The sequence below is a fragment of the Pseudoalteromonas sp. XMcav1-K genome (assembly GCF_044005875.1).
GTDB lineage: Bacteria > Pseudomonadota > Gammaproteobacteria > Enterobacterales > Alteromonadaceae > Pseudoalteromonas > Pseudoalteromonas spongiae.
In genome coordinates this window covers 404,989-420,965 of the sequence record NZ_JBIPJE010000050.1, presented here as the reverse complement: position 1 = coordinate 420,965, position 15,977 = coordinate 404,989, and the positions used below count along the sequence as shown (strand labels likewise).

The 15,977-nt window shown below is 40.6% G+C and carries 17 protein-coding genes; 12 read left to right on the top strand and 5 right to left on the bottom strand.

Annotated features, from left to right (window positions below):
• The first annotated feature begins 194 nt into the window (after positions 1-194).
• From ACHSBP_RS18805 to ACHSBP_RS18780, 6 genes are read left to right on the top strand one after another with little or no spacing between them, the layout of a single operon-like run.
• Positions 195-1,808 carry a diacylglycerol kinase family protein gene (locus ACHSBP_RS18805; RefSeq protein WP_010558587.1) on the top strand — a complete coding sequence of 538 codons (1,614 nt, stop codon included), beginning with the start codon at positions 195-197 and terminating at the stop codon, positions 1,806-1,808.
• A 36-nt stretch (positions 1,809-1,844) separates the two neighbouring features.
• A complete protein-coding gene (locus ACHSBP_RS18800) occupies positions 1,845-3,227 on the top strand; it encodes a sigma-54 dependent transcriptional regulator (RefSeq protein WP_010558586.1) in 1,383 nt (460 codons plus the stop codon).
• A 20-nt stretch (positions 3,228-3,247) separates the two neighbouring features.
• On the top strand, positions 3,248-3,454 hold the full coding sequence (locus tag ACHSBP_RS18795; RefSeq protein ID WP_010558585.1) for a hypothetical protein: 207 nt from the start codon (positions 3,248-3,250) through the stop codon (positions 3,452-3,454).
• A gap of 5 nt (positions 3,455-3,459) precedes the next feature.
• Complete coding sequence (locus ACHSBP_RS18790; protein ID WP_010558584.1) at positions 3,460-4,956, top strand: ATP-binding protein; 1,497 nt, start codon at positions 3,460-3,462, stop codon at positions 4,954-4,956.
• Positions 4,943-5,389 (top strand): response regulator, encoded by a 447-nt coding sequence (locus ACHSBP_RS18785; RefSeq protein WP_010558583.1) that lies wholly within the window; start codon positions 4,943-4,945, stop codon positions 5,387-5,389. The genes ACHSBP_RS18790 and ACHSBP_RS18785 overlap by 14 nt, the downstream gene beginning before the upstream one ends.
• Positions 5,390-5,397: 8 nt before the next feature.
• Positions 5,398-7,347: a response regulator gene (locus tag ACHSBP_RS18780; protein ID WP_395390085.1), complete on the top strand. Its 1,950-nt coding sequence runs from the start codon at positions 5,398-5,400 to the stop codon at positions 7,345-7,347.
• A gap of 80 nt (positions 7,348-7,427) precedes the next feature.
• On the opposite strand, the gene ACHSBP_RS18775 is transcribed toward ACHSBP_RS18780, so the two are convergent.
• From ACHSBP_RS18775 to ACHSBP_RS18760, 4 genes are all read right to left on the bottom strand, one after another.
• Complete coding sequence (locus ACHSBP_RS18775; protein WP_010558581.1) at positions 7,428-7,865, bottom strand: N-acetyltransferase; 438 nt, start codon at positions 7,863-7,865, stop codon at positions 7,428-7,430.
• A gap of 239 nt (positions 7,866-8,104) precedes the next feature.
• Positions 8,105-9,211: an EAL domain-containing protein gene (locus ACHSBP_RS18770; RefSeq protein ID WP_010558580.1), complete on the bottom strand. Its 1,107-nt coding sequence runs from the start codon at positions 9,209-9,211 to the stop codon at positions 8,105-8,107.
• Positions 9,212-9,448: 237 nt separating this feature from the next.
• The gene (locus tag ACHSBP_RS18765) at positions 9,449-9,868 is read right to left on the bottom strand and encodes a hypothetical protein (RefSeq protein WP_395390084.1); all 420 of its coding nucleotides are present in this window, start codon (positions 9,866-9,868) and stop codon (positions 9,449-9,451) included.
• Positions 9,869-10,031: 163 nt separating this feature from the next.
• Positions 10,032-10,601 carry a BON domain-containing protein gene (locus ACHSBP_RS18760; protein WP_395390083.1) on the bottom strand — a complete coding sequence of 190 codons (570 nt, stop codon included), beginning with the start codon at positions 10,599-10,601 and terminating at the stop codon, positions 10,032-10,034.
• Positions 10,602-10,874: 273 nt separating this feature from the next.
• Here ACHSBP_RS18760 and ACHSBP_RS18755 point away from each other — a divergent pair, with 273 nt between their 5' ends.
• The 4 genes from ACHSBP_RS18755 (at position 10,875) to ACHSBP_RS18740 (ending at position 12,799) form a co-directional block, all read left to right on the top strand.
• Positions 10,875-11,768 (top strand): mechanosensitive ion channel family protein, encoded by an 894-nt coding sequence (locus tag ACHSBP_RS18755; protein ID WP_232732369.1) that lies wholly within the window; start codon positions 10,875-10,877, stop codon positions 11,766-11,768.
• Positions 11,769-11,907: 139 nt separating this feature from the next.
• Positions 11,908-12,354 (top strand): PA2169 family four-helix-bundle protein, encoded by a 447-nt coding sequence (locus ACHSBP_RS18750; protein WP_395390082.1) that lies wholly within the window; start codon positions 11,908-11,910, stop codon positions 12,352-12,354.
• A 33-nt stretch (positions 12,355-12,387) separates the two neighbouring features.
• The gene (locus ACHSBP_RS18745) at positions 12,388-12,558 is read left to right on the top strand and encodes a DUF1328 domain-containing protein (protein WP_395390081.1); all 171 of its coding nucleotides are present in this window, start codon (positions 12,388-12,390) and stop codon (positions 12,556-12,558) included.
• A 49-nt stretch (positions 12,559-12,607) separates the two neighbouring features.
• Complete coding sequence (locus tag ACHSBP_RS18740; RefSeq protein ID WP_105172429.1) at positions 12,608-12,799, top strand: hypothetical protein; 192 nt, start codon at positions 12,608-12,610, stop codon at positions 12,797-12,799.
• A gap of 428 nt (positions 12,800-13,227) precedes the next feature.
• On the opposite strand, the gene ACHSBP_RS18735 is transcribed toward ACHSBP_RS18740, so the two are convergent.
• Positions 13,228-14,145 (bottom strand): LysR family transcriptional regulator, encoded by a 918-nt coding sequence (locus tag ACHSBP_RS18735; protein ID WP_395390080.1) that lies wholly within the window; start codon positions 14,143-14,145, stop codon positions 13,228-13,230.
• Between the two features lie 97 nt (positions 14,146-14,242).
• Here ACHSBP_RS18735 and ACHSBP_RS18730 point away from each other — a divergent pair, with 97 nt between their 5' ends.
• Together ACHSBP_RS18730 and ACHSBP_RS18725 are read left to right on the top strand one after the other, a co-directional pair.
• The gene (locus ACHSBP_RS18730; protein WP_395390079.1) at positions 14,243-14,659 is read left to right on the top strand and encodes a VOC family protein; all 417 of its coding nucleotides are present in this window, start codon (positions 14,243-14,245) and stop codon (positions 14,657-14,659) included.
• A gap of 13 nt (positions 14,660-14,672) precedes the next feature.
• Positions 14,673-15,773: an alkene reductase gene (locus tag ACHSBP_RS18725; protein ID WP_395390078.1), complete on the top strand. Its 1,101-nt coding sequence runs from the start codon at positions 14,673-14,675 to the stop codon at positions 15,771-15,773.
• Positions 15,774-15,977 lie beyond the last annotated feature (204 nt).

Sequence of the window (15,977 nt, the reverse complement as noted above, 5' to 3'; positions counted from 1 at the left end):
TTAAGAAAGTGCTAGGCTAGCATATTTATACAGGTATGTAATTTTTACACACCTTTGCTTTATACCCTTTGTAATTTTTTCAAACGGGTAGTTATTACATGCCCTAAAAACCACTATCATATTGAAATACATACAAAAAGCCTTAGGTACGATTCTTGTAACCTTATGTTATTTAGTTTTGAGGTGTTGATAGTATGAATGTAACTTTCATTTATTTATTGCTGGTTGTTGCGGCATCCGGTCTTGTTTATGTGTCTAAACACCCGTTATTTATTTTTGCCAGTAGCTGGATTCTGCTTTCGGTGTTAATCGTATTTAGCGCTTACCTATTTGAAAAACCAAATTTCTTTCGCAAACGCGCAACAGGGCAAATTCCAGTAATTATTAAACTGGTATTGTTACCTTATTTACTGTGCGCGCAGCTTTACAACGCATGGCAGCGCTACAAAGACTCCGTTCCTGCGTTACAACAAGTTGAAGACCAAATGTTTATTGCGTGTCGTTTATTCCCAAGCGATATTCCTATGTTAAAAGCCAATAAAATTGACGCGATTTTAGATGTAACTGCGGAATTTGACGGCTTAAATTGGTCGGCTGAGCAAGAAGGGTTGTACTACTTAAATTTACCGGTGCTTGATCACCAGTCACCTACTCGCGCGCAAATTCTCCATGCGTTACGTTGGATTGAGGCGATGCACACGCTTAACAAAAAAGTGGTGATCCACTGTGCGCTTGGCCGTGGTCGTTCGGTATTTTTATTATGTGCTTATTTACTTTATAAGCATAAGCTCAGTACTCAAGGTGCGCTTGATAGAGTAAAAGAATTACGCCAAACCGCGCGTTTAAATCGTTCGCAAAAAAAACGCTTAAATGCCATTGCACACGTTGATTTACTCGCAAAAACCGAAACCCTACCGCTGGTGATAAACCCAGTTTCAGGTAGCGGTAAATGGTATCAATACGATAACCAAGTGATTGGTTATTTAACACAGCGCTTTTTACTTGAATTTCACTTTACCGAAAAAGACACCAATGTAAGTGCGCTCGCCCTGCGTTTGAAACGTAATCATAATAAAGTGATTGCCTGTGGTGGCGATGGCACCGTAACAGCCGTAGCCCATGCGCTTGTTAACAGCGACTGCCATTTAGGTTTTATTCCGCTGGGTACTGCTAATGCGCTCGCACACGTATTGCTTGGTGTGCAAACTAAGTTAGAACCCATAACACTTGCATGCGAAGCAATTGTAAAAGGTAAAACACAGCAAATTGACACCATTCAATGTAATGAACACACCGCTTTGTTGCTAATTGCATTTGGCTTTGAAGAGCAAATGATCAGCTTTGCTAATCGCGAAGAGAAAAATCAAGGTGGTCAATTTGCTTACATTAGCGGCTTTATTAATGCCGTGTCTGAAAGCAAATCACAAAAAGTGTGTATTGCAGTTGATGAACAAAACCCCAAAGAGTTGAACGTAAACAGTTTAGTGATTGCCAATGCCGCGCCGTTTTCTACCGTGTTAGCACAAGGCGGTGGCGAGCCTAACTACCAAGATGGGCAGCTCGATATCACCTTAATCGAACACGATGAAAACAGCAGCGCAGCGTTTAGCCTTGCGCAACTTGTGTTTAATGGCCTAGAAGGTAAGAAAAAACACAGCGAAAACAACGTAAATCATGCGCTTTGTAAGCGTGTTTGTTTACACCAACACGGCGACACAGTAAGGTATAGTATTGATGGCGAAATAAAAACGTGCGAAACACTAACCATTGAAATAAAAGAAAAATCATTATGGATTATGACAAAGTAATTTGTTTACTTTGTAGTGCAGTACATTGAGGACATTATGAAAACAGTGTTATTAGTCGATGACGACTCTGAATTTAACGAATTAGGCGCGCGTATTTTTGAATATATCGGCTGCGAAGTGTACACCGCTGAAAGCATTGCGGAGGCCAAAGAGTGGCTTGCAAATACGCGCTTTGACCATGTTTTTTTAGATTTTATGTTGCCCGATGGCAGCGGAATTCACCTAATCGATTTTATTCGCGCGCAAGGTATTAACGTCAACATCACCTTAATTACCGGGCATCCGTCGGTAAAAACCGCCATCGCTTCGCTTTGTGATGACCAAATCGACTACTTAACCAAACCCATTCAAGCCGACGACGTCAAGCGCGTATTGTTTAAAGAGCCTGCGGTTACTAGTAAAAGTACAACGAAAATAGAGCGCCACTTTGGCTGTTTAATTGGTAAATCAAAAGCGGCGCAGCACCTAATCACCATGATAGAGCGCGTGGCAAAAACCAACGCAAATGTATTATTAATTGGTGAAAGCGGTGTTGGTAAAGAAGTTGTCGCAAAGGCTATTCATAACGCCAGCAAATGCCAAGGCGAGCAAGTATCGGTTAACTGCGGCGCCATCACCAAAGATTTAATCGGCAGCGAATTATTTGGTCATGAAAAAGGCGCATTTACTGGCGCGGTTGCACAAAAGCAAGGTGTATTTGAACAAGCTGAAAACGGTACTTTGTTTTTAGACGAAGTAACCGAAATGCCAATTGATATGCAGCCTAATTTACTGCGTGTATTAGAAACCCAACATGTCACACGCGTTGGTGGTAACAAACAAATTCCAGTAAATTGCCGTGTGGTGTCGGCCACTAACCGCACCATGAGTGAGATTGCCGAAAAGAAAGTACTGCGTGAAGATATTTATTTTCGCCTTGCGGTTTTTCCAATTGAAATACCGCCATTGCGTGAACGAAAAGAAGATATCGAGCTATTAAGCGAGTATTTTTTAGATGACCTAAACCGCGAATATAAAACCCAGTATCAATTTTCACCTACCAGTAAACAGGTGCTATTTGCCCATCATTGGCCAGGCAATATCCGTGAGTTAAAGCACAGTATTCACCGCGCGTTTATTATGGCTGATCCAAATAGCCAAACAATCGATATTGAACAAATAGAGCCATCGCCTTTTGCGCAGCCACCAGCGAGCAGTCAACCAGTAGTTGCTCAGCAAGCGGTTACACCAAGTACGCCAACGACTACCTTCGATGCACCAGAAGTTGATGTAGGAAAAACCATTGAAGCGGTAGAAAAAGAGCTTATTTACAAAACGCTTGAGTCGGTTTCAGGTAATAAAACACTGGCTGCCAAGCTACTTGGCATCAGTACTAAAACGCTCTATAACCGATTAAACGCTTACGAAGAATCACTGTAAAACATGATTTGCGAGGAAACATGACTGACAACAATGAACAACTTAATACCTTAGTTCACGATGCGCGAAAGCCACTAAATCATATTTCAATGCATGCTGAAATCATTAAAATTTTAAGTGAAGATGCAGCAAAAAACAGCGAGATTAGCGATGCGGCGAATAAAATAATCGCCGCAAGTAAAGCCTGCAGCGAGCTGTTACAACAAATCGCTGAAAACGCTAAGTGAATATAATGAAAGCATTTTTCGATCGTGCTATTCACAGTATCGGCTTTGCATGGTGCGCATTTGTCATTATTGTATTGGGCATTAGCACTATTACGTTTATTGGGTTACAAAACACCCAAAGTATTGCGCAAATTCAGCAAAGTTTTCAAAACACATCAAAGGTGATGCTGGCTATTGACCGTTTGCATATCGACTTACTCAACGCCGAATCAAGCCAGCGCGCTTATTTAATCACGCTGCAAGAAGACGATTTAGCGCCTTATAAAAAAGCGTTAGATCAATTTTCTGAGAGTATTACGCAAGCCCGCGAAATTCGCTCTGAAAGCGATATTCAGCAAAAACGTATCGACAACTTTGTGCGCTACGCCGAAGCTAAGTTTGCCTTAGTGGGCGCAGGCATTCGTCACGTACAAACAAACTCTGAGCGATCGCCTAAGCGCCTTTTAAAAGATGTGCAAATATCTGACCTAGACTTACGCACCATTTATCAAGAGATCATTGAAAACGAAACGATTATTCGTAATCACTTATTTACCCGCTTAAGTAACGCACGTAAAACTTCTGAAGCAAACCTAATTTGGTTTGCCACTATTTGTATTGTGATGAGTAGCTTGTTTTTAATATTACTTATTAAACACCTGCGCAATGTTAAACAAAACGCATTAGAGCTTGAAAAAAGTAACGAATTACTTGAAGAAAAAGTACAAGAACGTACCCAAGCGCTGGAACTTTACGCCGAAGAGCTTGGTCGCAGTAACCGCGAGTTAGAAGATTTTGCGTTTATTGCATCACACGATCTGCAAGAGCCGCTGCGTAAAATTCGCGCATTTTCAGCGCGTATTACAGAGCTTTATGCCAACGCAATTGACGATAAAGGCAAAGATTACTTATCGCGTATGGATAATGCTGCTGCGCGTATGTCGTTGTTAATATCAGACTTATTAGCGTTATCGCGGGTAACGACAAAAGGGAAAGCTTTTGTTGAAGTAGACCTAAACACCGTACTTGAAGGCGTGCTGGACGACCTTGAAATCGCCATTAACGAATCAAACGCCACCATTACGTTGGCAAGCATGCCAAAAATTGAAGGTGACGAAAGCCAACTACAGCAGTTATTTTTAAATTTGTTATCAAATGCGCTTAAATTCCGCCAAGCCGATAAAGCGCCCGAAATCAATGTAACCGTATCAGAGGCTAGCGCCCCAGCACAACATTTAGATGATATTGCCAGCGAATGGATACAAATTGATGTGTGCGATAACGGCATCGGCTTTGAACAAGATTACAGCGATAAAATTTTCACCCCATTTCAGCGTTTGCACAGTCGCACCGCCTACAAAGGCACAGGCATTGGCTTGTCGGTTTGCAGACGCATCGTAGAGCGCCATGGCGGCCAAATTACTGCACACAGCGAAGTTGGCCAAGGTACAACGTTTACCATGATCCTGCCGATTGCAGCATCATCATTTCATTTAGAGGAAAATAGTAATGCTGGAAGCTGAAGTAAAACGAATTAATATTTTAATGGCCGACGACGACGAAGATGATCGTTTACTAACCCAAGACGCGCTTGAAGAAAGCCGAGTCATCAACAATTTGTATTTTGTAAATGACGGTGTTGAGCTGCTGGCGTATTTAAACAATCAAGCGCCGTTTGAAGATAAACAAAAATACCCGCGCCCTAATATTATTTTGCTCGATTTAAATATGCCACGTATGGATGGCCGCGAAGCGCTAAAGCTGATTAAAGAAAATGCGGCACTGCGCTCTATTCCCGTGGTTATTCTGACTACTTCAAAGCAAGAAGAAGACAAATTGCGTGGTTATGATCTTGGCGCAGCATCGTACATTACTAAACCAGTTACTTTTGAAGGCTTAGTTGAACTGATGAAACAGCTTGGTAAGTATTGGATTGAAATTGTTGAACTGCCATAGGAATTAATATGACAAGTGTTGAGCGCGTAAGTGTATTATTGGTAGAAGACGATGAAGACGATTATTTGCTTACGGTCGATTACCTTGAGCAAATTCCTAATTACCAATTTGATATCAAATGGTTAAGTGACTATCAAGGTGTGCTCGATGAATTAAAGCAGCAGCCGGTTGATTTATGCTTTTTAGACTATCACTTGGGCGCTCATACGGGTTTATCTATTTTAGAGGCCGCTAAATCACTTAAGCTTAGTACTACGTTTATTATGCTTACTGGGCAATCTGACGAGCGGCTTGATAAAGAAGCCCTTGCACACGGCGCAGATGACTTTTTATTAAAATCTGAAATAAGCAGCCCACGCTTTAATCGGGCAATTTTATATGCACTATCACGGCGTGACTTAGAAAACGAGCGCTTAGAGCGCTACAAAGCCGAGGCGGATAGCCGCGCAAAAGACCGTTTTATGGCGCATTTAAGCCATGAGTTACGCACACCGCTAACCTCAATTATTGGTTACACTGAGCTGCTGCGCGACAACCACCAACTTAGCAATATTAAGCCCGAATTAGACATTATTCATAACAACAGTCAGCATTTACTTAACCTGCTGAACGACGTACTCGATTTATCAAAAATTAATGCCAGCAGTTTAAATATTGAAAAAGTACCAACCGAGCTCGGCCCGTTAATTGCCGATCTGCAAAGTTTGTTTTCAATGGAAACAAAGAAAAAAGGCATTGCGCTTAGCATAGTGGCAAAAGGCGACCTGCCAACAGTAATTATGACCGATGCCAAAAGGCTAAAGCAGATCTTAATTAACCTTGTTTACAACGCCATAAAGTTTACCCCCGAAGGGAAAGTTGAAGTGGTGTTTAAGCTGGTGCAGCAAGGTCAGAACTATTGTTTGAACGTGGCAGTACAAGATACCGGTGTTGGCATTGCTAAAGAAAAACAAAAGCAAATATTTAAGCCGTTTGAGCAATTACAAGACACCATTACCCGTACCTCAGAAGGTGCCGGTTTAGGGCTGGCAATTAGTGCCGCTTTAGTTGAATTGTTTGGCGGAAAAATTACGCTCGAATCCGAAGTAGGTGTTGGTAGCACCTTTTGTTTTGATATTGACTTAGGCACCGACATTGGTGAATGCCAGCCTCTGAGTTTGGCAGCAAGCAAAAGTGATGAAAGCCAGCTTTGCCCGTTATCACTTAAAGGCGATGTACTAATTGTTGAAGATCTGCCCGAAATTCAAACCCTATTAAAAAACCTAATTAGTAACACTGGCGCAAAAGTAGCCTGTGTAAATAACGGGCTCGATGCGGTTAACTTAGTGTGCTCAGGCGAGCAGGCGTTTGATCTTATTTTTATGGATTTGCATATGCCCGAAATGGGTGGCAGAGAGGCCATTGTTACGCTCAGAAAGCAAGGTATTAACACACCGATTATTGCCCTCACCGCAGCTGCACAAAAAGACAATATCGATACCCTGCTTGCCCTTGGTTTTGATGGCATTATTACCAAGCCAATAAATACCGAATTGCTTTACCAGTCGCTTGAAGCGCATTTACAAGCAAAACCATGCATCAGCGAAAAACCCGCTTCTTCTGCTGATGAAAACGCAACTAAACAACGTATTTTAGTGGTAGAAGATGATAAAAACACCCGCGATTTAATGTGTTTGCTGTTTGATTCACTTGGCTGTGAAAGTCACAGTGTAAGCGGTTTTAGCGAATGCTGTGCCTTGTTAGACAACGACACCGCATTTGATACGATTTGCCTCGATTTAAACCTAGCTGATGGCTCGGGTTTAACCCTCGCAAGTGAAATAAAGGCAAAAGAGTGTGGTGCCAACCTAGTTATTGTTAGCGGTAGCGAACCACCCGCTGAGGCGCTTGCCAAACACCAAATTGAGCATGTGATTTTAAAGCCTGTGTCGTTAGCAGACTTAAAACACGTGATTTAACACGCTAGCTTTAGGTGATACGCCAACTAAAATGGGGTAAGTTTTCACTAAAAACCGCCCCTTTTTAGTATTATTGCAAACTATAGCGATATTATCGCGAGCATATCTTCGTTGTCTTCATCCATGCCCACTTCTTGAAAGCCAAAGCGTGAGTAAAAGTCTTTCGCGACAGGATTTTTAGGGTTATAGCATATTTCAATCTCACACAACCCCGGTGTTAACTTAATCGCGTCAAGCGCTTGATTTAAAGCGATTCTGCCAATGCCTTTATTTTGATATTTGTGATCTATCATAAAACGCCAAATCGACACTTTTTCTGGTGATTCTTGCACCCACATAAAAAAGCCAACAGCTTGGTTATCACAATAAATTGCTTTGCAGGTATGGCCAGAATTGTAATGCGACTCAACCAGCGACCACATATTACATGCCACGTAATCTTGCTGATCTTCTGTTACATCTAAATCACACACTAACTCATAATTTGAACTGGTTATTTCTTTAAGTACTACGTCCATATATTCTCTAACTGATATACCTAAAGAAGAATGTACTCTAGGTAAATTTACAAATACCTGAACGCGAGTTCAGGTTAAATAAAACAAGAAGTTAGTAGACCACACAGATTAATAAAGAGTTCAATACAGCTGCTAGGCAAAACATGTTAACCGCTTTAAACATTGAAGATGGGCGCCAGTAACTTAGATGTTGGTTACTGGCATTGGATAGTTATATGCGCAGTTATACAGACTTAACGTTAATTAATGCCTTTTAGCGTATTATCTATTTGTGTTTGCGCTTCAACAGTTAGTTTTGATTGTTGCAGCATGGGTTTACCTAATAAAAAGCCTTGATAGTAATCCGCCTTATATTCGCGCAGTATCGCTAATTCTTGCTGATGTTCTATGCCCTCTGCGATCACTTTGCTGCCATTGTCATGCGCTATCTGAATAAGATGCTTCACAATTGTTTGTTTATACGGATCTTCGTGTAAACCACGCACTAAATCCATGTCTATTTTCACGTAATCAGGGCGATACTTGTGTAACATATTTAAGCCCGACCATCCCGAGCCAATATCATCAAGTGCAACACCAAAACCTGCATTACGATAAAAATTTAAGATCCCACGCATTACCGATTCATCTGTTGCTGATGTTGTTTCTGTAATTTCAAATACCACATCTTGTGGTTGAATACCCAGCACGTTAATGGCTGAGGCTGTCGCCCTTAAGCAATAAGATGGATCGTAAATACTCGATGGATTAAAGTTGATAAACAGCTTGCCATTAAGTCCTGATTTTTTGAAATGACCAACTGCCGAGCGACGAGCGACTAAATCAAGTGAAAACAATAAATCGGAGCCTTCCGCTAGTTTGAACGCGTGAGCTGGCGGAACAATGTTATTAAACTCATCACGGATCCTAAATAGCCCCTCGTAAGCAAATGGCGTTACTTCACCGTGTTTGTCTAATTCAAAAATTGGTTGAAAATGCGTTTCGTAGTTGTCGCCTTCAATGGCGTTAATTATCCATTCACTGTTTAATCGATTGATAAGCACACTTGCAGGCACCAAACGACCAATATCAGCAAAACTAGGCTCCCTTCCATCGGTTGTTGTTATTTTTGAGGCATTTAGTTCGTTGGGTTCAAACTCGCCAAATAAACCAAGTAAAAAGCGATTAACCTGTCGCTTAGTAACTTTCACCCGAATGCAATGCGAGTCAACCTGAGTTGCGGGGTAATCACCATTTCCACAAAACACAATTGCTTTATTAACGCTCTCAAAGGTTGGTAAAAATAACCAAAACGTGGTTTCAGGGAATAAGTAGTTATCGATTCTTTCGCAATCCGCACAAAACATAACTAGGTACCTAATAGGAATTTAATTGGTATACGTACAACATGGTTATATAGTTTATTATTGCGTTTAAAACAAAAATTACATGAATTGAATACAGGCATAAAAAAAAGCACCTTTCGGTGCTTTTTTGTAGTGCAGTAATTGGGACAGGATTAAGTGTACTAGCTAAGACTTGATCTGACAGTTACCTGTTTTCCAATCGGTGACTGTCAGTTTAGATTTGCTGGCATTTGATAGTTACGCGAATAAAAGCACAAATTGATTTACAAGAAAGATGCTGGCATAAAAAATAAATGCGATTGCGCCAGCCCAAAAAATTAACGTAAATACTTTGAGTGGTTTGAACGAATTTCTTTCAGGATGCGGGCGTAAAACAAATAACAAAGTAAAAATTGTGATAGAAATTAAGGCCGTTAAAGGCAAACTCACCACCCATTGCAAAACAGTATATGCTGGCTCACCTTTCTTCGCATTACTGTTATTCGCTGCATACAATAAAATGCAGGGAATAAAAGAAAATAATACAGCCCAAACAATGCCTTTCTTAAACCTTCTAGTCCAATCATCTTTCAAATTTTTGTCATTTCTAACGGCATCAGCCGCGGCTAAAACAACAACAGATACTGCCCCTAAGCTTGAGAACAATCCTTCGTCCATTATTCTATTCCTTGTCTAAATATTAACTATCTTTTTCTGTAGCATAAAACAACACTCAAGCTATTGCTATATATAATATTTCCCAATTGATATACGTGTAATTAACAGGTATAAAAAAAGCACCTTTCGGTGCTTTTTTGGTAGTGCAGTAATTGGGACAGGATTAAGACTGTTTTACAACGCGAAGGTTATCTTCTACGTTTTCAACGTCGTCTGCGTTTTTAGCAATGGTAATTGCTAATTGCTTTTCAGCTTCTGAATCTACTTCACCTGTTAAGGTAACGTTTTGGTTTTCAACATCAACATCAATGCTCGTACCGCTAATATCTGTATCGAACAATAAGCGTGTTTTGATTACCGTTGCAATTTTTGCGTCTACAAAGTCAGACTCAATTTGACTGTCGTCTTTTTCTGACTTGTTTTTGCTATCTGGTATCACTGTTAAACGGTTTTCAACCTCTTTAACGCCGTCGATACCAATCACTAACTCTTGTGCCAGCTTTTTATCAACATCGTGATTTACTTTACCCGTTAGCGTTACCACGCCTTTATCTACATCGGTGTTAATATCAAACGAATTTAGCTGTGTATTGAAAAGTAAAGTTGCTTCAGCTTTACCATCAATCCAAGCGTCGCTTGCTTCTTTTTCCCACTGGTTGTCTTTCGCGTTTACTGAAAGAGCAGTTGTAGATAAAACAGTAACTAGTGCAAGTGTATTAAATGTACGATTCATAATAAATTTCCTTTTTGCTGAGTTCGATTTACTTAATGCATTTCACATACCAGAATTTTTAACATTAAATATCAACAACTTATATAAAAACAGAAATTTACCAATGTAGTATTTACATAACCAGTGTGAAAAATATCCATGTACCTTTTACACAAATACACCGCCCCATTATTACAAACGCCTCACAACACCTTAGCCTTACGCAATTTAGCTACGCTGGCATATAAACTGCGTACCCCAAGGTAACGTCATTACATTATTAAAGGAGCTGTTATGTCGATTACATTGGAGAAGTTTTGGTCTCTTATAAATGAAAAGCTCACTCATTGGCTTGAAATAACCATAAAGAATTTGCCCAACATGGTAATTGCGCTTGTTATCTTCATTGTGTTTTTAGTTTTATCTAAATGGATATCGGGTTGGATAAAGAAGTTACTTAACCGCATTTTTGAGTCATCACAAATTGCCGGCCTTATTACAGGCATTTGTCGCATGGTGATTATTGTTATTGGTTTCTTTTTCGCGCTCGACATTATGGGGCTGTCAAAAGCGGTGGCATCATTACTTGCGGGTGCGGGTATTATTGGCCTTGCTATTGGCTTTGCTTTTCAAGATATGACCGAAAACCTAATTGCAGGCATTGTAATGGGTATTCGTAAACCATTTCGCGTTGGCGACATTATAGAAGCGGGCGATACCTTTGGCACCGTAGAGCGTATTAACCTGCGCAATACTCTAATAGAGAACTTTTATGGTCAAATGGCCATAGTGCCCAACAAAATACTGTTTAAAAACGAGCTATTAAATTACTCGCGACTGCGTAAACGTCGTATAGAAGTACCTGTGGGGATTTCGTACGCAGACGATGTTGATAAAGCACGAGACGTGCTTACCGATGCTATTAATGATCTTGATGGCGTAATTAAACAATCTGAAACTGCAGTGTATGCCAGCGAGTTTGCTGACAGCTCAGTAAACCTGCTTGTATGGTTTTGGATAGACTACCCAGGCGAGATTGGCTTTATGGAAATGCGCCACAAAGCGGTTGCCACTATTCATAAAACACTTGAGCAAAACGACATTCTTATTCCGTTCCCAATCCGTACTTTGGACTTCAACGCAAAGGGTGGTCACTCTTTGCAAGATATACAGAGTCAAGATAAGTAAAAACTTCATAGTGCCTGTAAATGTGTCGCAGGCACTTTTCAACAAAACAATCTAAGCCATTGATTTTTAATATCTTAAATTTTGGCACATGCCATGCATTAATAGTTTGAACCGTTAAGAAAATTGAAAAGGAGCATTTATGTCAAACTCGAATTACAACTTAACCCCGGTAAAAGAGCTTGTTAAAGTTTTAAATGGCGGTATCGAATTTTATAAAAAAGCCAAAACAAAAGTCTCTAGCCAAAGTCTTGAAATCATCTTCGACCGCATGATTTCTGAGAAAGAGCGTGCCGCGGCTGAATTGCAACCATTAGTAGTGCTTGATGAAGGTGAAGTCGAAACGGACAGCGACTTAGTTGTATCAATGCGCGAAACATATACCAAGGTGTTGTCGGTAGTAAGTACTGATAAAGAGCATACTTACATTGCCCAACTTGAAGAAGTTGAAGACCGCGTGCTTGATAAAATTGAAGCTGCGCTTGAAGAGCCATTGCCAGCGCCTTACTTCAGTACGTTAAAACTGATTCAAAACAGCATGCAAGCGTGTCATGACGAGATGAAAGCATTGCAAGAAGTAACCGCTTAATAGTTAACCGAAACCGATAATTAAGGAGGATGTATGCTTGGTTGGTCACTTACATTTATTGTTTTAGCAATTGTTGCCGCACTTTTAGGATTTGGTGGCATTGCAGGCGCCGCAGCGAGTATCGCGAAAATTTTATTCTTTGTATTTGTCGCACTGTTGGTACTGTCGCTGATTTTACCCAGAATAAGGGCACCCAGGGCTTAAGCGGGCCAAAAACCGCTAATACTCAATTAATTTTATAAGGAAAAATATCATGAAAACATTAATGACAATGACAAAAGTAATTGCACTTGGTGCCGTATTTACACTAACGGGTTGTTCTGAAGGCCCAGCAGAGGATGCAGGCGAACGTATTGACGAAGCCATCACTGACGCGCAAAACAAAGCCGAAGACCTGTGTGAAAAAGCGAAAGAAGAGATCGGCAGCGAAGAACAAAACTGCTAATAGCTTTGCAACCACAGAGTTTATTAATCTGATTTAAACCCCAACGAGTAGGCCTAAGCGACTATCATTATCCCCAGATAGTCGCTTTTTTATTTTAAAATTTAAACTACACCACGTCATCAAGCCATAACACCTAAAAAATAACTCTCTGATATTTCATATATTAGGGTCTGTTGACCTTTCAAGTTCGTTTTTGCAGCAGTTTGATTGGGTTTTATCCAAGGCAGAGGCTGCGTGGCATAGTTATTCTATGTAAGCCAGCCGATAACACAGTAGAAAAGCCAATCAAGCGCTGCCGAACGGTTCTTTTGAGCGCACTTTTCTCATTGTTGCTCGATATTTGCTTAGATTACTAGGCCACACATCGAGCGCCGCGATAAAAGCACGCTCAAAGAGAACAAAAATAGAACAGCAAAGATCAACAGACCCTAATATGATTTACGCTTCAACCACTGTTCAAAATAAGTTAAAAATACTTTTACCTGCATTGGTAAATATTGTCTGCTTGCATAAATGGCTTGTACACCCACTACTTCAGTATCGCTGTGGTTAAACCCTCGTACGTATTCATCTAATAGCAATACAAGCTTGTTATTAGAGAGATCTTCTCTTATGTCGATCAACGATTTAAATGCTATGCCATGACCTTGAACTGCCCAATGCCTTATAACTTCACCATCAGAGCACGATAAATGTGGTGCTACCTTTATTAACTGCCGTTTGTTATTAATTTCAAAATACCACTCGTTTAGTGGTTGTCCTGAGCGCTCTAAAATCAAACATCGATGCTTTAATAACTCTTTCGGGTGTTGCGGTAATCCATAATTTTTTATGTAATCGGGCGAGGCACATAGCACTCGTCGATTTTTAGCTAACGGCCTACTAATAAGGTTACTGTCTGGTAAATTACCAAATCTAAAAGCGATATCTACCCCTTCATCGATGATGTTAATTAAGCTGTCAGTTAACATTAAATGAGGTGAGACATCTGGGTGAATACTGCTAAATTCTGCAAGGGCGGGGGCTACATATTGTCGGCCGAAATCAGATGTTGCCGATATTCGTAAATGTCCTCGCAAGGTGTCTTGCGATTCTTGAAGCAAGTTTTCCGTATTTTCTACTTCTTCAATTACACGTAAACAGCCAGCATAAAAACGCTCACCAACATCAGTTAACGAGATACTTCGTGTATTTCGCGTCAATAATCTAGTGCCGTAACGCATTTCAAGTTGGTTAATGCGTGCTGTCATGCTTGCGGGTGAAAGCCCTAATTTTCGTCCAGCTGCCGCCAATCCACCCGCTTTTACAACGTGAACAAACAACGCCATATCATCAATTTTAGCCATGATTCTTCAGTTATTCTGAATAGTGATTTAACTCTACGAGCAATTATCAATTTAGTCAAAATAGTTAAACTGAATACATCGCTTTAAGGAGGTTGATATGCAATTGAATCACGCACTATTGCTAGCATCGGATTTGGATGAAATGTCTCAGTTTTTAATACGAGCACTTGGTTTGAAAAAAGGACAACGTCCGCCATTTGGTTTTGCAGGTGTTTGGTTGTATGACGAACTCAATGTGCCTTGTATCCACATTGCAAAAAGAGATGACATTAACCCTGTGCAATCTTTTTATTTAGGGCATCACGAAACGCATAGTTCAATACCGAGCTTGCCAACGGTAGACCATTTAGCGTTTACCTCAAATGACTACCACAGAATAAAAGAACGTTTAACAAGGTTAAACATGCCATTTGTTGAACGAGAAATCCCTGAAGCAAACGAACATCAAGTATTTATCAAAGGTCCTGATGGCCTAAAAATCGAAATTCTATTTTCGAGCAATGACATTCACTAATAAGGTTAAGAATATGAAAAACGCATTATTTAACACCGGTAAACTTGGCAACCTTAATACCAATAATAAAGTGGTGATGGCACCTATGACGCGTTCTCGTACCGCGCAACCTGGTGACATTCCTACAGACTTAATGGCAACTTACTATGCACAACGAGCAAGTGCAGGCTTTATCGTATCGGAGGCCACCCAAATTTCTGCACAAGGCAAAGGGTATTCTTTTACTCCCGGTATTTATACACAAGCCCAGATCGACGGTTGGAAAAAAGTAACCCATGCAGTACATAACAACGGAGGCATTATTTTTTCTCAGCTGTGGCATGTAGGCCGCATGTCACATTCGGTGTTTCATCCAGATGGATTACCCGTAGCTCCAAGCGCCTTAGCACCGGATGCACAAGTATGGATAGTCGGTGATGATGGCGTTGGCCGTATGCTTGACTGCCCTACTCCACGCGCATTATCCACGCAAGAAATTAAAGACATTGTTGCCGACTACCGCCAAGCGGCAGCAAACGCGATAGAAGCAGGATTTAACGGTGTAGAAGTGCATGCAGGAAACGGTTATTTAATTGATCAGTTTTTACGCGTTACCTCAAATAAACGTGATGACGAATATGGTGGCAGCTTAGAAAATCGTATTCGCTTTGCATTAGAGATCATCAAGGCTATTAGTAACGAAATAGGTGCTGAGCGCACAGCGATTAGGTTAGCGCCATTTATAACCCAAAGAGGCATGAACGACCCAGAAGCAATCGATGCCATTTTGTTGTTAGCAAAGTATTTTGACGAATTGGACATTGCTTATATTCACCTTGCTGAGGCTGATTGGGATGATGCCCCGACTGTTACCGAAACGTTTCGTCAGCAACTTCGTAAAAATTTTTCTGGTGCAATTGTTGTCGCCGGTAATTACACGCCCGAAAAAGCAAACGAACTTATAAACGATCATTTAGTTGATTACGTTGCGTTTGGTCGGAAATTTCTAGCAAACCCCGATTTGCCTTATCGCTTAGAGAACAACCTACCGTTAAACGAAATTTCAGATCCAAGCACTTTGTTTGGTGGTGATGAACGTGGGTACACCGATTACCCTATTTACGGCGAGCAATAAGCATTCAACTATAATCGTACTGAAGGTTGAACTTAACCTTCAGTTTTCTATAAGCAAGTTTGAACGTCGCTATTTATTGTCTCAAGCTTTAGTGATTAGCAAGACGTGCTAAAAAGGAAACCTAAGCTTATGTAACTAGGTTAGAAAATAATGCACCCGCGCTATCGTTGGCAGACAATAACCGGGCACATTATGTTAAGGAAC